The following is a 21347-nucleotide window of genomic DNA, read 5'->3' on the forward strand; positions in this document are numbered from 1 at the left end:
CACAAACGCCCTACGCTCTTTACTCACCATACTAAAATCAACACCATATGGCCATCAATGTAGCTTCGATCGCAAAAGATATGCTCAACGCCGCCAAACCCATTCTCCAGAAATATTGGAAAGAGGTAAAACCCTACGCAGAGAAAGAAAGCAAGGCTTTTGCCCAGAACCTCGCCATGATCGCAAAGTTGAAGCTGGAAAACAAGATCACGAAAGAAGAAGCACTGCTTCATATAGAAATCCAGAAAAACTCATTCCGCACCGTACTGCTCGCCGTACAAGGCCTTGGCCTGGTTGCCGTGGAAAATGCCCTGAATGCAGCGATTGGAGTTGTATCGGGAGCGGTCAACAAGGCCATCGGTTGGAATCTGCTGTAAAGGCCGTACATTAGGGCTATGCCCCCAACCTTTACCATTGACCAGGACCTCACCCTGAAAGAGTACCTGTTGGCTGTACTATTTCTCATCCGGAAATCGAAGCGCGTGAAGCGATTTGCCCTGTACGCCATTATTGCCGTCATCCTCGTGCAGGTACTGGTGCAAACAGGCATGCCCAAGCCTTTTGACCTGACCTGGGTGCTGATCGGGGTTTTTCCGGTTTTCGTCATGCTACTCTTTTATTTGGTCGCGTTGCTACTGTTGATGACCCTGTTGTACGTGGCCAAACCCGGCCTGTTCAGGCAGGCCACCTACGAGCTTACCCATTGGGGCGTTACCCGCCACAGCGACCGGAATGGATTTGCCAAACCCTGGCGCGAAGTTCAGCGGTACAAAGAATCGGAGCATTTCTTCATCTTGTTCACCAATTCCTTCGAGTTTCAGATCATCCAGAAAAACCGGGTATCCATTCCCTTCGAAATCGATGACCTCCGCAATATGCTCGATGAACAGATCCGTCGCCCCTAGCCTGGCACTTAATACGCACTACATCCCAGGCGGCCTTCCCGACCTTCCCGGCTAATCCTTATCTTTGCCGCTCGCCAACAACCGGGCAGGTGCTCGCTGTAGCAGCTGACCGGAGTGGCAAGTAATATCAACATCAAAAGATCAAACTAAGTAATGACGATCTCGTATAACTGGTTACACGAATATTTACCGGTAACCATCGAACCGGAACGCCTGAGCAAGATTTTGACCGCTGTAGGACTGGAAGTAGAAAGCCTCGAAAAGTTCGAAAGCCTGAAAGGCGGCCTGCATGGACTGGTTATTGGAGAGGTGCTGACCTGTGAGAAACACCCCAACGCCGATAAATTATCCGTTACTACCGTAAATATCGGCTCCGGAGATCCGTTGCAGATCGTTTGTGGAGCCCCCAATGTGGCAGCTGGTCAGAAGGTGATCGTGGCCCCCGTAGGAGCCACCATTTATCCCAAAGGCGGAGCCCCGCTGACTATGAAAGTGGCCAAGATCCGCAGCGTGGAAAGCTATGGCATGATCTGCGCCGAAGACGAGATCGGTCTCAGCGACAACCACGCCGGCATCCTCGTGTTACCAGCAGAGCTGAAACCAGGAACACCGGCCGCCAACTACTTCAAGCCCTACAACGATTGGGTATTCGAGATCGGTCTTACCCCCAACCGCATGGACGCCATGAGCCACCTCGGTGTAGCCCGCGACGTGACCGCGTACCTCGTTCACCACGATAAAAAAGACTACCGGGTCAAAACCCCCTTTGCCAATAACTTCAGGACCGATAATACCACCCTGCCATTTACGGTAGAGATCGATAATGTCAATGCCTGCCAGCGATATTCCGGTATCAGCCTCACCAATGTACAGGTAAAGGAAAGCCCGCAATGGCTGCAGGACAGACTGCGTTCCATTGGCCTCCGCACCATCAACAACATCGTCGATATCACCAATTTCATCCTGCATGAAACCGGGCAGCCACTGCACGCGTTCAATGCCGATGCCGTGAAAGGTCGTAAGATCGTAGTCAGGAACCTGCCCGAGGGTACCCCTTTCGTGACACTTGATGAGAAACCCCGGAAGCTCAGCGCAGAAGACCTGATCATCTGCAACGGAGAATACGAGCCCATGGCTATTGCCGGTGTTTTCGGTGGCCTGGAAAGTGGCGTAAAGGCAGAAACCCAAAATATCTTCCTCGAAAGCGCCTGGTTCAACCCGATCGATATCCGTAAAACATCCTTCCGCCATGGCCTCCGTACCGATGCAGCTACCCGTTTTGAGAAGAATGTAGACATCAGCAATACCGTCAACGTATTGAAGCGTGCCGCCATGATGATCAAGGAACTGGCCGGTGGAGAGATCGCTTCCGACTTGATCGATGTATACCCCGATCCGAGGGAGAAGGCATCCATTGTACTGAAATACCATTACCTCCGCAAACTCAGTGGAAAGAACTACCACCCCGATACGGTACGTAAGATCCTGACCAGCCTCGGCTTTGAAGTGATCAAAGAAGGCATGGACAATATCTGGGTCAATGCTCCCTATAGCAAACCCGATGTAACCCTGCCGGCGGACGTGGTAGAAGAGATCATGCGTATAGATGGGCTCGACAATGTCGAAATCCCCAGCTCCATCATGATATCGCCCTCTATCGAAACAGATAGTTATAAATACACCTACCGCGAAAAAGCGGCCAACTACCTCGTAGGGCTCGGCTTCAACGAGATCTTTACCAACTCGATCACCAATGCCGCCTACTTCGATGAGGCTGAATTGGAAACAGCGGTAAAACTGCTCAATAACCTGAGTGCAGATCACAATATCATGCGTCCGTCGATGCTGGAAACCGGTTTGGAGGCCATTGCCCATAACCTCAACCGCAAAAACCCCGACCTCCAGTTCTTCGAATATGGCAAAACCTATCATAAGCTGGCGCCGGGTAACTACAACGAGCACGAACATGTATGCCTCTACATCACTGGCCAGGTAAAAGAAGACTCCTGGAAAGGAAAGGGATATGCCGTTGATCTGTACTACATTAAAGGAATCGTGGCAAGAATATTGCAGCTCACGGGAATCACCAAAACCAGCTGGCAGGCTGTTACCACACAAAAGCTGGCCGATGGTTTGGAAGTGAAGCTCAACAACGAAGTGATTGCCGTAATCGGCGCCGTAGCCCCCCATGAACTAAAGCGCTTTGACATCAAGCAACCAGTATTCTACGCAGATATCGACTGGGAATTGTTACTGAAAAAAGTGGCCAAAGGAATACTCAAAGTGACCGAGCTCCCCAAACAGTTGCCGGCACACCGCGACCTCGCTATGATCGTGCCCAAGGTCTTGCCTTATGCCGACGTGGAAGCCACTGTAAAGAAAACCCGCATCGAAAAACTGCAGAACATGCAGCTGTTCGACATCTTCGAAAGCGCCAAGCTGGGAGCAGATAAGAAGTCACTGGCCGTCAGTTTCACTTTCCTCGATGAGGAAAAGACCCTTACCGATAAGGAGATCGATGGCATGATGAATAAGATCATGACCGCCCTGGAAAAAGAACTCCAGGCCGAGATCAGAAAATAACCGGCCTGCTCATTCAAACCCGGAATGACAGCCACCTCCCCTTCCCGCTATGCCCCACCAGGTATGGCGGGCAGGAGGGCAAAGGCATATAAAACCTATAGGCATGTCAGACACACAGCTACCTTGGAAGCGAATACAGGATAAACTGCAACAGGTGTTGCAGCAATACCAGGTGCTGCAAAAAGACAATGACCGGCTGACTAAAGAGGTAAAAGAGTTGAAAACCAGGGATGCAGCACAGGCAAAAAAGATCGGAGAACTGGAAAATAAGATCGCAGCACTAAAAACGGCTACAGGTCAGCTCGATGAAGCCGATAAGAAAGATCTGGACAAACGCCTGCACCAGTACATCCGGGAAATTGACCGGTGTATTGCCATGCTAAGCCAGTAAGGTTAAATCTAAACACGTTTCACTAAACGCATCTTTTGTTCATCTTCGCCCTGGGAAAGCTCTAAAGTGTAGATTCCATATGGCAGATCGTTGAGGCCCTTCCAGGTAACCGTGTTATCACCTTTGGGCACACTGGCCTCCATGCGTTGGCATTCTTCGCCTTGTTCGTCGCGCAGGATGGCTCGCAAGCTGGATCGGATGGGAGCTACTAATTCGAGTGTCAGGACATCGATGAAGATGGACGACTTTACTTTTGCAAACATAGTTCGCTTGGTTTTGGTGGTGTAAACATAGAATACGGGTGTTCCAAATCCCTTCATCATCCAAAACGGTCCATTAAAGTCCAGAGTGTATCAAAAACACAGATGTTAATTCTGTGTGGATAAATATAGAATAGTCTTTTCAAATTTGCAAGCAAATGGAAGAATTAATTCCTATAAATGTCGTAATAGGTGACCGCACCTATCGTATCCGAATCGCTCCGTCTGATGAAGAAGTGGTCCGCAAGACTATAAAACTCATAAATGACAAAATTATTGAGTTCAAGACCCAGTTTGCCGGAAAAGACATGCAGGACTACGTCGCCATGGTGGTACTGTGGTATGCCACCCAACAAAAAGCGGCCGGGGAAAACCAGCCGCTTATATCGAGTGAAACGGATAAACAATTAACATCCCTGGAGAAGGTCCTTGACCGCATCCTGCAAGGCTAACATTTCCAACTGCCACCAGGCAATCCCCGGATACGCGTCCAGTTTATTTCTTCGTGGCGTTTTGATCCATATCGATCTTCATAGTAAAGGGGATTGAATTACCCATCACTTCCATGGTGCCTGTAGCATTCAGCGCCATGGTCAGTTTCCTGACCAGGCCACTGGCAGTCTCCATCGACAATTGACCTTTGGAAGTACCTGCGAGGTTCATATCGATGGTCATACCATTGTTCTCCACCTGTCCTGCCTGGGTTAGCGTTCCTTCCATATCGATGATAGCTTCATCGTTCTTGATCTCCAACACTTTGTATTTCGTATGGACCTTTCCTTCTTTGGATATGGTAGAATCGGTCCAGCTGTCACCCACTTTCACCGGGTGATCGGGCAGCTTGGCGACCAGGTCGAAAATGGCACCTACTTTTTGACCGGCATTCAATACACCACCCGACATGCCCATAAAGCCGCTAGCCTTTTCTTTGTCATCGCCTCCTGTATCGTCGCTCTTGGTGATCACTCCTTTGCTGTCGATGGTAAGGTTATTGGTTTTACCCACCAGTTCATCCGCCTTCTTGGTCATATCGTTGGCAGCGGCAGCATCCTTCTTATCGGTATCGTAGCTCATTTCCTGGCCCATTCCCTTCATGTTGGTCACCACGCGCTTTACCGTGCTGGCCAGGTCGTAGGCAGTGCCGGAAGCACCTTTCACCTCTACCAGCGAAGTAACCGTATTGTCATTGTTGATATCGATCGACTGGCCCATCATTTCCATACCGATGTTCATCTTGATAGCAGCCACCCGCTCTACCTGCTGGCCTTGCTTCAATACCACCTTGCGGCTCAGTGACTGGGCACTGACGGCAAACACAGACAGGAATAGCGGGATAAATAACAGCTTTTTCATATTTCAATAATTATTGTATACTATTTGTAGTAAATAAGGATGTGATATTACAAAGAGACGGCCAATAAATAGCCACTCCTGCTATAAATAAAAAAGGTGGACTTTCCGCTATCACAGAAAGCCCACCAAAGTATGATATGGGCAGCCCTGTAGACCGCCCCGCTTAAATTAGTTGAACAATTCAGCCAGCTTTTTCTGAAGCTCCTCGCCACGCAGGTTCTTACCAATGATCTTTCCTTGCGGATCGATCAGCAGATTCTGGGGAATTGCCTGGATACCGTATTGTACCGCTACCGCATTCTTCCAGAATTGCAGGTCCGACACGTGCGTCCAGGTCAGTTTGTCGTCATGAATGGCTTTGATCCATTTGTCCTTGGCATTGGGTTGATCCAGCGACACACCGAGTACATGGAATCCTTTCTCTTTGTATTTATTGAAAGCAGTCACCACATTGGGGTTTTCTGCCCGGCAGGGACCGCACCAGCTCGCCCAGAAGTCTACCAGTAAATATTTACCCTTGAAGGCAGACAGTTTTACGGGGTTGCCCAGGGTATCGTTTTGGGTAAAATCCATCGCAAAACGGCCAATGCCTGTTTTCTTGGCGATCTCGATCCGCTCAGCCCATTCTTTACCTGCTTTCGAATCTTTCACCTCAGCTGGCAAAGCCGCGAATACCGGCTCTACTTTTTCGGGCTTAATGTCGTAACCAGCAAATTGCTGGAACGCAAACAAGGCGATGGGAGATTTGGGATTGGCCTTAACATAAGTACCATATACCTTTTCGTTCAATTCGTCCGATACGGCATCAGCCTGCGCATCTAGCCTGGCAGCTTCTTCTTTGTTGCCTGCCTTGTTGGCTTCTGCATAAGCTTTATAGATATCCCGCATGCGGTCATTGTAAGGCTTGGCCAGATCGTTCAGCTTTACAAATTCGTCGTGGGCTTTGGAACCGCCGACCTTTACATTGCTAAAAGAATCGGTGCTCGCCACGGTGATATTGCCGGGAGACAGATAAATGGAGGCATAATCACGTTGCATGGGCCTTCTCTGGGCAGATGCTGAAGTGGCAGCATACTTGACCCGCAAACTACTCAGCGTTGGCTTAGACAACTGGCCGGTAAAGGCATATTGGCCGTCTTTCGCCTGGGCGCTATCATTCTTGCGTTCGCCATCCACCGCGTAGGTAAGGTATACCCACTCGATCGGGTCACCGCTTTTGGGTAATTGGCCTTTGATGGTAAATTGCTGTGCCTGTGATGAAGTGGCCAGGGCCAGGGAGGCGCCAGCCAACAGTAGATATCTCATTGTAAGGAGGTTTTTCGTGATGTTACCGTACAATATTAGCGAAAACGCGGCTTTTTTATCATGCCACCCATCACACAATTGATAGTAATCCATATTTTTATACGGATTGAAGCATTCAGCCAGTCTATACAGAAATTATGCAAATAGGTTCGGTGGAAAAAAAATGCTTGTTTAATTTCCGTACTTTCGCACATTAGCGTCTCACGTATGGACAATGCACTATACATAGTGACGATACATAATATGGTAGAACAATCAAAATCAATAAAAACCAATGGATGCGAACGCTTTAACCTATATACTTGGTGCAGTGGGGGTGGCAGTAGGAATCGTTGCCGGCAAATTCATCTTTGCTAAAAACACCCAGAAACAAATAGACGAGGCCGATTTACAGGCTAAGAAATTGCTCGCCGACGCTCAGACCCAAGCCGAAACCGTTAAACAACAAAGACAGTTAGAAGCGAAAGAAAAGTTCTTACAACTTAAAAGTGAACACGAAAAAGAGGTTGGAGAGCGTAACCGTAAATTAGGAGAGTCTGAAAACAGGGTTCGTCAGAAAGAACAGACGATCAACCAGAAAGTCGACCAGCTCGATAAACAGGTGAAGGAAAATGAAGCGATCAAAGAGAACCTGAACCGCCAGATCGAAGTAGTCAACCTGAAGCGCACAGAACTCGAAAAACACCAGGAAGAGCATATCCGCCGCCTGGAAAAGATTGCTGGCCTTACTGCCGAAGAAGCCAAGAAACAATTGGTAGAAAGTCTAAAACAGGAAGCCACCACCCAGGCCCTGGCGCTCCAACAGGAGATCATCGACGACGCCAAGCAAAAAGCCAACAAAGAAGCCCGCAAGATCATCATTCAGTCTATACAGCGTACTGCTGCAGAGCAGGCTATTGAAAACTCCATCACTGTTTTCAACCTGGAAAGCGACGAGATCAAAGGACAGATCATCGGCCGTGAAGGTCGTAACATCCGCGCCATTGAAGCCGCTACCGGTGTAGACCTGATCGTAGACGATACCCCCGAAGCGATCATCCTGTCATCTTTCGATCCGCTCCGCCGGGAAATTGCCCGTCTTAGCTTGACGCGCCTGGTTACCGATGGCCGCATCCACCCGGCCCGTATCGAAGAGATCGTCGAAAAGACCCGTCGCCAGATCGAAGAGCAGGTGATGGAGATCGGCGAGCGTACGGTGATCGAACTCGGTATCCACGGCTTGCACAAAGAGCTGGTACGGATCGTCGGTAAAATGCGTTTCCGTTCTTCTTACGGACAGAACCTGTTGATGCACAGCCGTGAAGTCGCCAATTTGTGTGGTATCATGGCGGCCGAACTGGGCCTCAACCCCAAATTAGCCAAACGTGCCGGTCTGCTCCACGATATTGGTAAAGTACCCGACGAGGAGTCTGAACTGAGCCACGCCCTGCTGGGTGCAAAACTTGCTGAGAAATATGGCGAGAACCCTGCCGTGGTAAATGCCATCGGTGCTCACCACGATGAAATGGAGATGCAATATGTAATCTCCCCCATCGTACAGGCTTGTGACGCGATCAGCGGTGCCCGCCCAGGTGCCCGTCGTGAGATCATGCAGCAGTACCTCCAGCGTATCAAAGACCTGGAAAATATGGCCCTGTCGTATAATGGTGTGGAAAAGGCGTATGCGATTCAGGCCGGCCGTGAACTGCGCGTCATTGTAGAAGCAGATAAAGTAACTGACTCAGAATCAGACAAACTGTCTTTTGAGATCGCTCAAAAGATCCAAACAGAGATGACTTTCCCGGGCCAGATCAAGGTGACCGTGATCCGCGAGAAACGCTCTGTAAACGTTGCCAGATAAAATATTCAGCAGATTTAGCAGTAAATTAAAAAGAATCTGCTACCTTTGCCATCCTTAAAAATTGAAGATCATGGACGCAGCAGTTCAATTCGTACACGAGCAACTGATCGGTAAAAAAGAATTCCCCGCTTTTAAAGCAGGTGATAACATTACCGTAAATTATAAGATTATTGAAGGTGGTAAAGAGCGTATCCAGGGATTCCGCGGTGATGTAATCAAACGTCAGGGCTCTGGTGGTACTGCTACTTTCACTGTTCGCAAGATTTCTGATGGTATTGGTGTTGAAAGGACTTTCCCTTTCTTCTCTCCTAACATCGAGTCTATCGAATTGAACAAATCTGGTCGCGTACGCCGTGCCAAACTGTTTTTCCAACGCGAACGTAGCGGTAAAAGCGCTCGTATCAAGGAAAAGCGTATGGCTGTTGCAGCTAAAGCTTAATTTTCAGCTCGTTACAAATTATAGAGCGGAACCTTCGCGGTTCCGCTTTTTTTTCGCTATGCCTTTAACTGGCTGCGAGTAAGCCGACTTCCGTTTCAACCAGGAACGGATTGCTGTTATTCGTTATCCCCTGCACAACTTCTGGCAGGCTGAATATTACCTTTTCGAATTCCCCATCGACGGCCGGCTGTTACTCAGTTTTCCCTGCACAACTATTACAGGCTGAACTCGGTCTCTTTTCTCAATTATAGCCACTGACGGCTTTCTTACTCAGTTTTTCCTGCACTACCTTGACAGCTGAACTCGCCCTATTCTTCGTATTATCCATCAACTCCGCCCCTTTACACAACTTTCCCTGCAAAACCTTGAGGCCTTCGTAGCACAGGCTGCCGATTACCTAGGTCCCTGCCATCCCACCGCTCGCCTGTTCACTTTCCCGTCCTTTTCATTCCTTGCTATTACTGCCTGCCTGCTCTCCACCTGGCCATCCAACCCCCAAACCATTCCTACTCACCCCTTCTCTCAACACTTTCCATTTCGCCTCAACAGCACCATTGATTTCTCTCCTCCCTAAACGTCTTCACCTTTTCTTCCCCAATTCCGCCTGTCGCCGCCCATTTCGCCTCCACGAAATCCATTCCTGCTAGCCCATCATCGCAGGCACCCCTGGCTGCCATGCGCATGCAACCGTTTGTGCACGGCATTACTAGATAAACCTTTCCAAACCATTCATCCCCAATCCTGTTGCAACAAATCCCTACTTTTGTTAACCGCAAGTGAAATACCTTATGCGGGTAGTTTTTGCAGGTAATTTGTATCGAGGTTTATGCGTTTTACCTATGAAAAGATGTAATTTCGTTTTTCAATATTAAAATCTAAGAGTACCATGCTTGTAGCAAACAATTTACTGATGATCTCGATGCCTGGTGGTATGGAGTGGGTGCTGATCATTCTGGCTGTACTGATCCTGTTCGGTGGCCGTAAGATCCCTGAATTCATGAGGGGTATCGGTAAAGGTATCCGTGAATTCAACGATGCCAAGAACAACGTGAAGAAAGAGATTGAAGAAGGCATGAGCGAAAAGGACAAGAAAGCTCCTACTACTCCTGCACAATAAGTCTCACTTTAACGGAGATTTCTAACCGATTTGTTCTCTCAAAGCCGGCACGAGGATTTGTTTACCTACCAGTCAATAACCCAATACCATGCTGATCTGCTTAATGGCGCTACCACTTGCGTAGCCGCAGTACAGCACTATTTGCACAATATTGATCAGAAACGCCATCTGAATGCATACCTCCAGGTCTATGACCAGGAGGCTTTGCAGCTGGCAGCTACACTGGATGCACAACGTGCCTCCGGTAAGCCCCTGGGTAAACTCCATGGTGTAGTCATCGCATTGAAAGATGTGATCTGCTACAAAGACCATCCCGTCTCCGCCGCCTCAAAGATCCTCGGCGATTTTCACTCCATATATAATGCTACGGCCGTAGAACGACTACTGGCCGAAGAAGCTATTATAATAGGTAATACCAATTGCGATGAGTTTGCCATGGGTTCTACCAACGAGAACTCCGCACATGGCAAAGTACTCAACGCCCTCGATGAAACCCGGGTACCCGGCGGTTCATCCGGTGGTGCAGCCGTGGCCGTTCAGGCTGCGCTTTGCATGGTGAGCCTGGGCAGTGACACCGGCGGATCCGTTCGCCAGCCAGCCGATTTCTGTGGCATTGTAGGCCTCAAACCTACCTATGGCCGCGTTTCCCGCTACGGCCTGATCGCCTACGCCTCCTCCTTCGATCAGATCGGGATCTTCGCCAACAACGTCCCCGACGTGGCACAAACCCTCGAGGTGATAGCTGGTCCCGATGACTACGACAGTACGGTAGCCCCAGCGGAAGTACCCGCCTACTCCGCCGCAATCAATTCAGCATCAACACCTTTACGGATCGCTTACTTCAAAGAAGCGCTGGAAAGCCCTGCCCTCGACAACGAGATCAGGACGAATATCCTGGGCCTTATCGACCGCCTGCGCGCCGATGGGCATACCGTAGAAGCCGTCGATTTTGAGTACCTGGATTACGTAGTACCGACCTATTACGTCCTCACCACCGCCGAAGCCTCCTCCAACCTTTCCCGCTTCGACGGGGTCAAATATGGCTTCCGTCCGGCCGATGTGGAAAAAAAAGATCTCCCCTTAACAGAATTTTATAAGACCAGCCGATCTGACGGTTTTGGCTGGGAGGTCAAGCGCCGGATCATGCTCGGCACCTTCGTATTGAGTGCGGGGTATTACGATGCCTATTTTACGAAGGCCCAGCAAGTAAGACAACTACTGGTCGAAAAGACGAATTTGGTATTCAACCAGTTCGACGCGATCATTTTACCGACCGCTCCCACCCCCGCCTTCAAGCTGGGCGAAAAAATGGACGATCCCATCGCCATGTACCTGGCTGACATTTTTACAGTTTTCTCCAACCTAACCGGCATTCCCGGTATCTCAATCCCGCTTTTTTGGCACAGTAATGGCATGCCTTATGGGCTGCAGGTTATGACAAACCGATTTCGCGAATTATCTTTGCTCCAGCTATCCCAACAATGGATGCTGCAGTACAGGTTCGCCGGCTAACATGAAAGGCCATAATTTTCGACTCCCGGCGTTATCCATCTGCACCTATTTCCTTCTATCCTATCAAAGACGATCCTTTACCTATTTAAAACATCACCGTTTAATCCATACCTGAGAGTCGGCATTGTTGTGCTAAAAAAACGATGATGAAAAGAAAGCTAGTTTATGCCAGCGTTTTCGGACTGGTGTGTTTACTCATGGCGTTTGATACCGGAGGAAAGAAAAAGACCTCCAGCCAAAAGCCTGCAGCCAAATCAACACAAGGAAGGAAATTAAAGGCGACAATCGTGTTAAATGACACGATTCAATCTCCTGCTAAGTCAGATTCACTGTCTGATCCGGGTTTTACCGCTTTGTTCGAGAACAGCTCGAGCGTGAGGCTGAATCCCCGTGCCATCAGCTTTGTTCAGGACTACATGGAGAAGAATACAGAAGACCTGATGGAAATCAAGGAGTGGGGTCGTCCTTACTTTACCATGATGGAGAACATCCTGGGTAAATATGGTCTGCCTACCGAGCTGAAATACCTGGCCGTGATCGAATCAAGGCTCAAGCGTTCAGCAGTTTCCTGGGCAGGCGCCGTAGGTCCCTGGCAACTGATGCCAGCCACCGCCCGTATCCTTGGTCTTAAAGTAAGCCAAAGCTACGACGAACGGAAGGACTACACCAAGAGCACCCATGCAGCCGCCAAATACCTCAAGGATCTCTATAATGAGTTTGGTGACTGGTTATTGGTAATCGCTGCCTACAACGGGGGCCCCGGCAACGTGTACAGCGCTATCCGTAAAAGCGGTAGCCGCAATTTCTGGAACCTGCAGTATTACCTGCCGGCCGAATCCAGAACCCACGTCAAGAAGTTTATCGGAACGCATTATATCTTTGAAGGTCAAGGTAGTGTAACCACCCTGACCAAGGCTGAGGCGACCGAACAAATGGGAGTTACTGCCACTTACCTGTTGCGCAGAAACCTGAGCACGGAAGAAATGACCGCCGCCAAGAGCGTTACGGTTTCCGGTAAATACCATTCTTCGGTGATCGCCCGTCACATTGCGATGGATGCCAATACTTTCGAGCGGTATAACCCCGATTTCGACAAGAAGATGGCCAGCGCCGACAACGCGTACGAACTGAAACTGCCCGTTGACAAAATGGAGCTGTTCCAGGCCAACAAATACGCCATCCTGAACGAATCAGTTCAGTTGTTGCTGAGCGGCGCCACCGTCGCCAACAAAGACGCGAGATAATCGACTTTATATATTCGGGGCGGGCTATTTCTGAGAAAATAGCCCGCCCTTTTCTTTTGCCCCTATCCAGGCTGGTCAGCCACCTCCTTTACAAATTGCCGATGCTTACCAGGTAGCATAGCCAGTCCGGCACGCTTATACATCCCCAGCTCCCCTATGATCCCTATCTCTATCAACTACTACCCATAACCAGCCAAAGAAGGCTTCAGGATCAGTCTGTTTCATCCCGGCAGTTGGTCTTCTTATGGTCTCTCCATACTAGGATGTCCCGTAGATATCCCGTATATGTTCCGTAGATATCTCGTATATATCCCGTCTCTATATAGATACGGGACATCTACGGAATATCTTGGAGTCATCAACTTGTTAACAACGAGACATCTTATCAGTTGGGGAGTACTTAACCTGCACCTGCTAAGGATCATCCTACGCCTGAGGCAATTGCCGGCCTGGCAAGGGATTCACCATCACCTGCCTTGCTAAATGCCTAACAAATAACCTTCAATGCCTTTCAGGCACTCATGAACCAATAAATAAAATTGAAAATCAAAAGAGCGGCTTAACTACCCGCCAATACCCGGCGAATGGCGGCTGCCTTGAGCAGGCATTCCTCATATTCGCCCTGCGGGTCACTGTAAAAGGTAATGCCGGAACCTACCTGGTAAGAAAGGTAAGCCGTAGCAGCGTTGTAGAAGATGCTGCGGATAACAACATTGAAGTCGAAGTTGCCGTCGGGGGTAATATACCCTACCGAGCCGGAGAACAGGCCGCGGCGGGTACGCTCATATTGTTCGATCAATTCCATGACCCGCCGCTTAGGGGCTCCCGTCATGGATCCCATGGGGAAGGTTTGCCGGATGGCCTCTACCCAATGCAGATCGGCGCGCAGCACACCACTGATGGTCGAGATCATTTGGTGCACCTGCGGAAAACTATAGATACCAAACAGCTCATCCACCTGCACACTCCCTTCCTCACAAACACGTGAAAGATCATTGCGCACCAGGTCCACCACCATCACATTCTCCGACCGGTCTTTGGCGCTATGGTACAACTGCTTTCTGTTACGCTCGTCGCCCTCGGCACTTTGTAAATCACGCTGCCAGGTTCCTTTGATCGGTTGGGAAAATAAACGGCGGCCTTCTTTCTTTATATAACGTTCAGGGCTTGCACACAACAAGTAACGTTCTTCCGATTTGTAAAAAGCTGCAAATGGATTGGGTGAAGCCAGGCACAGTCGCTCATACACCGCGACCGGATCGAGGTAAACCTGGGTCGCGTAAAACTCCTGGCAGAAATTGATCTCGTAGCAGTCGCCCCGCAGGATATGCCGCTGCAGATTACGGATCACCTGCAGGTATTCGTCTTGTGTAAACCTGGCCTGTATCGGCACATCGGTATGCGCTGCGCGATCAACAGGGATAACGGTGGCCATGATAGCATCAAAAACTACTTCCGCCGATTCATCACCGATCGTTCCGATCAGCATTGAATCATGGTGCAGCAACACAACTACTTCAGGTACAAAAAAACCAAGGTCAGGAAAACCGATGCCATCGGGATTTGTGCTCTCAGGCACTTCCATTTCACGCTTGAGATCGTAGGACAGATGGCCGAAAAGCCAGTCCTGGTGGGCATCGTAGAAGGATTGTAGCCGATCGAAAGCCTGTTCGCCGGCTTTCACCTCGAGCAGGTGAGCAGCACCAGCTGCCAGCAAACATTCATAGTTCTGCAGCGAGGATGGGTACTGCTGGTTATCCAAGAAACAACAAATGTTGAACCGGTTACACCAGCTCAACATTTGCAATTTAGTTTGCTGAATATCTTTAATCGGGAATGAAGTAAAACTTCTGTTCACTATTACAAAGCGCCTCAGCAACGCATTAATTAGAAATCATCTTCTTCGTCATCGAAACCACGATCATTGAAGAGGTCCATGTCTTTGAACTCATCATCAATGCCGAGATCATCGTCATCTTTAGCACCACGCTTGCCACCACCTCCACCGCCACCAGTGGAACCACCGGAGCCAGCTTTCTTGGTCTTAGACTTGGGCAAATCAAATTCTTCGAAGTCAGGATCCCACTCCTCTTCTTCCTCTACTTTGTCCCAATCATCTACTTCATCATCATCGCCTGCGTCATCATCGTCGTCATCATCATCCTCGTCTTTTTTCTTAGACGCAGTTTTGCTTCCTTTCTTGGAGGCTTTGGGTGTTGTTTCGGCATCGTCATCCTCAAGGTCTTCATCATCCTCATCCTCTTCCTTTTTAGATTTTGGTGAGGCTTTCTTAGGAGTTTCCTTAGAAGACTTTGGTGCAGGGCTTTCGCCGGTCTTTTTTTCTTTGTCAGATTTTGCTGCCATTGTCTGGTAAGATTATGCTGTAAATTTCAGCGAACTTTTTTATTCGCCAAACTTTTTTATTAAAAAATTTTACTGTCTAAAATGCTATTCAGCACACTCTTAAATTAACCAAAAATTTCAATCTCCGCAAAGTCTTTTAGCCTGTGCCGTGGCTTCCTTCAACGCTACTTCAGTAAGATACAGTGCCGGATGAAAAAAGCCAAGATTTTACCAGAAATACTATATTTCTATTAATTGATCCCTACCGGGTCCATTGGAAATATAAGCTACATTAACGCCGAGGTATTGATTGATGAAAGCAACATACTCTTTCATGACACCTGGCAGCTCTGCAGCCGTCTTCATTTTAGTTACATCCTGCTTCCAGCCTTTGAATGACTTCAGCTCGGGCTCGATGTTTACCTTGGTCATCTGGAAAGGCACCTGATCGGTCTTTTCGCCATTGACTACATAAGACGTACATACCTTCAGCTCATCGAAAGCGTCCAGTACATCCGCTTTGGTCATCACCAGCTTGGTTACACCATTTACCATACAGGCAAAGTTAAGTGCTACCAGGTCAATCCAACCGCAACGACGGGGACGACCAGTTGTTGCACCGAACTCGTTACCGATCTTACGCAGCTCTTCGCCGGTAGCATCGTGCAATTCGGTCGGGAATGGACCACTGCCTACGCGGGTGCAGTAAGCCTTGGTAACACCGATCACGTCGCGGATCTTTTGCGGAGCAACGCCCAAACCGGTACAAACACCGGCAGAGATGGTATTGGAAGAAGTCACGAAGGGGAAAGTACCGAAGTCAACATCGAGCATACTGCCCTGTGCACCTTCAGCCAGCACTTTCTTACCTGCCCTGATCTTATCATTGATAAAGTATTCGCCATTAACGATCTTGAACTGACGCATGAAGTCGATGGCATCGAAGAATTCTTCTTCCCAGGCAGAAATATCCTCATGGAAGTTCATGCTGTCGAGCAGCTTCTGGTGCTTCAGGCGCAGCTTGATATACTGGGTAGTGAAGCTCTTATCGAGCAGGTCACCTACTCGCAGACCATTACGACCCGTCTTGTCCATATATGCCGGTCCGATACCTTTCAGGGTAGAACCGATCTTCTCATTGCCTTTCTGTAATTCAGAAGCTTTATCCAGCGCCCGGTGAGTAGGCAGGATCAAATGGGTTCTTTCAGAAATATATAAGTTCTTGCGAAAGTCGACACCAAAAGATGACACGATATCACACTCCCTGCGGAGGGTTACGGCATCCAGTACCACACCATTACCGATGAGGTTGGTGGTATTCTCATGGAATATGCCGGAAGGGATCTGGTGCAATACCACCTTTTTGTCTTGTACGTACAGTGTATGACCCGCATTCGGGCCACCCTGGAAACGGGCAATCACATCGTAATCAGGAGCAAAATAGTCCACGATTTTCCCTTTGCCTTCATCGCCCCACTGAAGACCTAATAAAACATCAACCATCTATCTGAGTATTTGTATGATTTGCAGAACCCGTTAAGCAACGGGAGGGCAAAAATAGGCGAATGTGGTAAAAGCCAGAAATAAAAAACCTGACAGGTTTTACCATGTACAGCCAGATAGCTGTCGCAGGTATTCCTGTCAGGCGCTTAGGTTTCAACTCATTAGTTCTCGGTCAGCGGCAGCGGGAATTTCTCCCATACATCATCCCCTGCCCGGTCGAGCGGTAGTTGCCCCAGATTACCGTACCGCCGCATGTCTACCCAACGATGGCCCTCAAAATACAGGGAATAGCGACGTTGGAACAACATTTCCGTGATCAGCGCAGCCTGGGTGACCGCCCCCGAATATACCGCCAGATTATGCCCCGTCCGTATCCGGTTGAGGGCAACAATCGCGTCTGGTAGCTGGGTCTGATTGATCTTGGCCTCTGCATAGATCAGGATCAGCTCTTCATTGCGAATGATCGGCATAGACGCTGTACTGGATGTATAGACCCATACATCGCGGTTGCTCGTGAGCCCATCCAGGGAGGCTGCCGACGTACGTAAGGTAGCCTTGGCGATTCGGTCATCACCCGGTGTGATATTGGCCGCAAAAGAGGGATGCGCCAGCCTGATCTCCCCGGTATTGTTTTGTGGAAAAAAGGTTAGGTTGAGCTGATCATTGGGACCGCTGGAAAAGACATGGTAGGCACCCGTCGTAAACGAACCATTGAGGCTGAAAAACGACTCATTGAGCGCTGTCAACGCCGGCCCCCACTGCTTGCGATATACAGCCACCCGGGCAGCCAGTGCCCGGTTGAACTTGATCAACCCGGCAGCATCATTCAATCCATCAAAACCCGACGACAAGGTAAAGGCAATCGTAGACCCGGTGAGATCTGTCTTTGCTTCATCCAGCATGGCAGCAATCTGCGTCAGCGCGTCTTCATAGGGTACGAATGCTCCCAGCTTGTCCGGATCATTGACATCTATCCTTACCCCGTTGGTATAAGTAAGGTTCAGGTTCAGCAACAGGTGATAAGCCTTGATGGTCTTGGCAAAACCCAGGTAACCTTTCTTCTCTTCCGGAAAGATCAACGTAGAATTATTGGCCGCATCGATCAGGATATTACAATTCTTGACCACGCGGTACCGGGCATTCCAGGGATTGGTGAGATAAAACGTATTGTTGTTGAGGGTGGCATTACCCCCACCCAGCAGATCACTGGTATACCGCGGTTCGGATCCAGCAAACCGATACATTTCACGGCCGATCATCCCTACCGCATCGAGGTAAAAATCGATGGAATTACGCATACCCGACTCGGTACCCGTAACCACGTTGTTCAGCTGAAACTTTGTGGCATTGGACGACAACTCTTCGATCGTAGAACCATTCAGGCTACCGATCTCCTTCTTACAGGATGCCCCCAACCCCATCAGGGCCAGCAGATATAGAACCGATACTATTTTTGAATTCTTCATGATGACGATTTTTGAAATTAGAAATCAACCAACAGGTGGAAGGTGGCACGTTTGGAAGCAGGAAATGGCATTACGTCAACACCGGTCGAAAAGCCGGTACCGAAGTTGGACACCTCGGGATCATAATTGCTGTACTTCGTGCTCGTGAAATAGTTGTTGGCCGACACCCCTACCCGTACACTCTTGATAAAATCGATCGGCATTTTGGGCAGGGTATAATACAACGCCACTTCCCGCAAACGGAGATAACCTGCCTCCTGTACAAAAGGCCGGGCAGTAACGCCTACCAGGGCCGCGCGTGCAGGTCCCTTCGCTTTTCCATCAGCACCAATGTCATCGTAATCGGGCGTAGTACTACCCAGGTCGGTCAATAACTGGCTCAGGTTGATCACGTCGCCCTTATGCTTCCAGTGAAACAGCCAGCGGAGGCTGAAGCCATTCAGGAAGTTCAACTCATTGAACCAGTTCATCTGGAACCGGGGTTCTGCATCCCCCAGCTTGATCACGCCATTGGTTCCATCGATACCAACGATCTGCGTGGCCGATTGCCCTTCTTCGATTTTGAAGTTGCCGAGTGTATTGCCGAATGCTCCCAATACCACGGGAGCCACATCCAGCTGGGTAACCTTGGAACGATTGAGCCAGAAATTGAGGGTCGTATTCCACCGAACGCTTTTGGTAGCCACGGGTTGTGCGTTCACACTCACTTCCAGCCCCCTGTTGCGCAGGTTACCGGCATTGACCCATTCGGTACTAAAGCCCGTAGAGCCAGCTACCGGTCGCTGCAACAGGAAGTCTTTGATGCGTTTGTCATAGACAGTTACTTCAAAATTGAGTCGACTGTTGAGCAGACTGAAGTCGACACCTGCTTCCAGCTCAGAGGTCCGCTCGGGCGCGATATCGGGAGAGCCACGCAACGTACTCACCAGCAAGCCCGTGGTGGCGTCGATATTGAAGATGTTCATCAGGGTAAACTTGCTGCCGAATGCCGGGAAGTTACCCGCCTGGCCATAAGCGGCCCGGATCTTCAGGTTACTGAACGGACCTCCGTCGAGGATGGAGTTAGTAAGGTTCCAGGAAAAAGCCGCTTTGGGATAAGCATAATATTTATTGGGGTCGCCGTTATTGGTCGACTTGTCGAAACGTACACCCGCGGTCAGGGTGATGGCGTCGATGATGCCTACTTCTTCCTGTACAAAGATGCCATTATCCTGGTACTTGTTACGAAGCTGGTTGGCCGTCAAAGCACTGGCCTGGTCTACATTGGTTTGCCCGGCCACGATCTTGGTAGCCACATTGAGCAGGTTGTTGTAATCGCCCTGCTCCTGGGTGATACCGGCAGACGTGGTAAAGTTCAAATTGGGCGAAGCAGCCAGGTTATTGACCAATGACAAAATATAATTGGCATTGAGGCTACGGGTAAGCCCCTGTACATTGGTACCCTGGTTTACCTGCTGAAACTGCAGGGAGTTGGGAAACAGGGCTGTTGTTTTCAGGCTATAAAAATCGATCCCTCCCCGACCAATGAACCGGGTGGTGGAGTTGGTCGATTTCTGAAAGATCGCATCGACGTTGATGCCTGTTACAAAACGGTCTACCGCTTCATTGTTGGTAACCAGGTCGCGGCTTTGTATCGGATTGGAAGCACTGTATTTGTTGCGGGGATAGTTGCCCAAAGCGTCGGGGTGCAGCTCTGTAAAACTGGGCGTGGAAGAAAGCGCTACCCCAAATGTTACCGAGTTGTTGTCATTGTTGGTTAGCGCCCTGTCAGCAGAAGAATTGATGTAATTGGCACTGACACCGATCTTGACATTGTCATTGAGGCGATGGTCGACATTCAGGCGGAGACCGCTGTTACGGTAACCGGTACGTTTCACTATGCCTTCTTCATCCTTCTGAAAGGCGGAGAAAAAGAAGGAGGTCTTTTCCCCGCCACCGCTCACACTGATGGAGGAGTTACGGGTAAATCCTGTTTGACCATACATTTCTTTCTCATAGTCATAGATCTTTCCCGCTGCCTGCGCATCGAGAAACTCTTGCCGACGAGCGGCACGGGTAGGTGCATCATTGCCGCCGAGTTCTTCCGCACGCTCTGCGGTCCAGGTGCGGTTACCCAGTAGTTTCCTGATCTTGACAAATCCAAGATCCTGTGCAAAGCTCACTTTTGTTTGCCCTGCCTTACCGCGCTTGGTAGTGATCAACACTACACCAGCAGCCGCTTTGGAACCGTAGATAGCAGCAGCAGAGGCGCCTTTCAATATCTCTATATTCTCGATATCCTCCGCACGAATATCCGCAATACGGCTGGAGGGGTTATCCTGGTTGGAGGAGCTACCACCTCTGGCAGCACCTGTTACACTGTTTAAGCCAGCGGGGGTAGAGGAGTTATCGATGAACACCCCGTCAATGACATACAGTGGTTGTGTATTACCAAATACAGACGTTACCCCCCGCAGCTTGATAGAAATACCACCACCCGGAGCGCCGGAGTTGGCATTGATATAAGCCCCCGTTACTTTACCGTTCATGGCAGCATCCAGGGTTTGGGCAGGTGCGCCACCCGTCAGGTCTTTGCTGGAAATAGTGGCCACAGCATTTGCCAGGTTCTTTCTTTTTACACTGGTAGCCAGACCGGTTACAATTACTTCATCGAGTTTGCCGACATCTTCGGTCAACTGTACCGACAGGGTTGCGTTAGCGGCCGTAACGGAAATGGTTTGTGATTTGAAACTAACGGCGGAGATCTCGAGCGTACCTCCATTGCCCGGTAAGGTCAACGTAAACTTACCGTTGGCGTCGGAGGAGGTACCGAGGTTGGAGTTCCTGAGCCTGACAGAGGCCCCCGGAACCGGCTTGCCGGTTCCATCGGTGACCGTACCCGACACAGGCACTTGCGCCCATAGCAGTGTGGGCAGCGAAGCGATCATGAATACAAGCAGGGCTTGTTTCAACATTTGTCTCATGCTGATGTAGCTTTTTGTTAAGAAATGTGTTGTAAGGATCGGGTACAGGCATAGTGATGCCAGTACCGCAATTTGTCGAAAACGGTCAGGGGAGGGTTGCTATCGTCCGGCAGCTGGTGCAGC

Annotated in this window: 18 protein-coding genes; 10 read left to right on the forward strand and 8 right to left on the reverse strand. The window is 49.6% G+C overall.

All coding sequences use genetic code 11. The annotated features are described in order from the left end of the window. Positions 1–47: 47 nt before the first annotated feature. From P2W70_RS30110 to P2W70_RS30125, 4 genes are all read left to right on the forward strand, one after another. Positions 48–377 (forward strand): hypothetical protein, encoded by a 330-nt coding sequence (locus P2W70_RS30110; RefSeq protein ID WP_276485293.1) that lies wholly within the window; start codon positions 48–50, stop codon positions 375–377. A gap of 18 nt (positions 378–395) precedes the next feature. Next, entirely contained in the window at positions 396–905 is a 510-nt protein-coding gene (locus tag P2W70_RS30115; RefSeq protein ID WP_276485294.1) for a YcxB family protein, read from the forward strand. 153 nt (positions 906–1058) lie between these two features. Further along, on the forward strand, positions 1059–3488 hold the full coding sequence (gene pheT / locus P2W70_RS30120; RefSeq protein ID WP_276485295.1) for a phenylalanine--tRNA ligase subunit beta: 2430 nt from the start codon (positions 1059–1061) through the stop codon (positions 3486–3488). Between the two features lie 103 nt (positions 3489–3591). Continuing rightward, positions 3592–3879, forward strand: coding sequence for a hypothetical protein (locus P2W70_RS30125; protein WP_276485296.1), 288 nt, complete (start codon positions 3592–3594; stop codon positions 3877–3879). 8 nt (positions 3880–3887) lie between these two features. Here P2W70_RS30125 and P2W70_RS30130 read toward each other — a convergent pair whose 3' ends face one another. Then, positions 3888–4142 (reverse strand): hypothetical protein, encoded by a 255-nt coding sequence (locus tag P2W70_RS30130; protein WP_276485297.1) that lies wholly within the window; start codon positions 4140–4142, stop codon positions 3888–3890. 155 nt (positions 4143–4297) lie between these two features. On the opposite strand from P2W70_RS30130, the gene P2W70_RS30135 reads away from it, so the two are divergent. After that, positions 4298–4591, forward strand: coding sequence for a cell division protein ZapA (locus tag P2W70_RS30135; RefSeq protein ID WP_276485298.1), 294 nt, complete (start codon positions 4298–4300; stop codon positions 4589–4591). Between the two features lie 43 nt (positions 4592–4634). Here the strand turns inward: P2W70_RS30135 and P2W70_RS30140 are convergent, their stop codons facing one another. Together P2W70_RS30140 and P2W70_RS30145 are read right to left on the reverse strand one after the other, a co-directional pair. After that, entirely contained in the window at positions 4635–5492 is an 858-nt protein-coding gene (locus P2W70_RS30140; RefSeq protein ID WP_276485299.1) for a DUF6263 family protein, read from the reverse strand. Positions 5493–5660: 168 nt separating this feature from the next. Further along, the gene (locus tag P2W70_RS30145) at positions 5661–6797 is read right to left on the reverse strand and encodes a TlpA disulfide reductase family protein (RefSeq protein ID WP_276485300.1); all 1137 of its coding nucleotides are present in this window, start codon (positions 6795–6797) and stop codon (positions 5661–5663) included. 274 nt (positions 6798–7071) lie between these two features. On the opposite strand from P2W70_RS30145, the gene rny reads away from it, so the two are divergent. The 5 genes from rny (at position 7072) to P2W70_RS30170 (ending at position 12949) form a co-directional block, all read left to right on the forward strand. After that, entirely contained in the window at positions 7072–8637 is a 1566-nt protein-coding gene (gene rny, locus P2W70_RS30150; RefSeq protein ID WP_276485301.1) for a ribonuclease Y, read from the forward strand. Positions 8638–8707: 70 nt separating this feature from the next. Beyond that, positions 8708–9076: a 50S ribosomal protein L19 gene (gene rplS / locus P2W70_RS30155; RefSeq protein ID WP_276485302.1), complete on the forward strand. Its 369-nt coding sequence runs from the start codon at positions 8708–8710 to the stop codon at positions 9074–9076. Between the two features lie 886 nt (positions 9077–9962). Further along, entirely contained in the window at positions 9963–10193 is a 231-nt protein-coding gene (locus P2W70_RS30160; RefSeq protein ID WP_276485303.1) for a Sec-independent protein translocase subunit TatA/TatB, read from the forward strand. A 30-nt stretch (positions 10194–10223) separates the two neighbouring features. Continuing rightward, entirely contained in the window at positions 10224–11705 is a 1482-nt protein-coding gene (gene gatA / locus P2W70_RS30165; RefSeq protein ID WP_276485304.1) for an Asp-tRNA(Asn)/Glu-tRNA(Gln) amidotransferase subunit GatA, read from the forward strand. 146 nt (positions 11706–11851) lie between these two features. Further along, the gene (locus tag P2W70_RS30170) at positions 11852–12949 is read left to right on the forward strand and encodes a lytic transglycosylase domain-containing protein (protein WP_276485305.1); all 1098 of its coding nucleotides are present in this window, start codon (positions 11852–11854) and stop codon (positions 12947–12949) included. A gap of 559 nt (positions 12950–13508) precedes the next feature. On the opposite strand, the gene P2W70_RS30175 is transcribed toward P2W70_RS30170, so the two are convergent. The 5 genes from P2W70_RS30175 to P2W70_RS30195 all read right to left on the reverse strand — a co-directional run bounded on the left by P2W70_RS30175 (position 13509) and on the right by P2W70_RS30195 (position 21224). Continuing rightward, positions 13509–14750 (reverse strand): anthranilate synthase component I family protein, encoded by a 1242-nt coding sequence (locus P2W70_RS30175; RefSeq protein WP_276485306.1) that lies wholly within the window; start codon positions 14748–14750, stop codon positions 13509–13511. 86 nt (positions 14751–14836) lie between these two features. Next, entirely contained in the window at positions 14837–15313 is a 477-nt protein-coding gene (locus P2W70_RS30180) for a hypothetical protein (protein WP_276485307.1), read from the reverse strand. Between the two features lie 219 nt (positions 15314–15532). Next, the gene (locus P2W70_RS30185; RefSeq protein ID WP_276485308.1) at positions 15533–16795 is read right to left on the reverse strand and encodes an adenylosuccinate synthase; all 1263 of its coding nucleotides are present in this window, start codon (positions 16793–16795) and stop codon (positions 15533–15535) included. Between the two features lie 161 nt (positions 16796–16956). Continuing rightward, positions 16957–18261 (reverse strand): RagB/SusD family nutrient uptake outer membrane protein, encoded by a 1305-nt coding sequence (locus tag P2W70_RS30190; RefSeq protein WP_276485309.1) that lies wholly within the window; start codon positions 18259–18261, stop codon positions 16957–16959. Positions 18262–18278: 17 nt separating this feature from the next. Next, complete coding sequence (locus P2W70_RS30195) at positions 18279–21224, reverse strand: SusC/RagA family TonB-linked outer membrane protein (RefSeq protein ID WP_276485310.1); 2946 nt, start codon at positions 21222–21224, stop codon at positions 18279–18281. Between the last annotated feature and the right edge of the window lie 123 nt (positions 21225–21347).

This window comes from Paraflavitalea pollutisoli (assembly GCF_029360705.1).
GTDB classification, from domain to species: domain Bacteria; phylum Bacteroidota; class Bacteroidia; order Chitinophagales; family Chitinophagaceae; genus Paraflavitalea; species Paraflavitalea pollutisoli.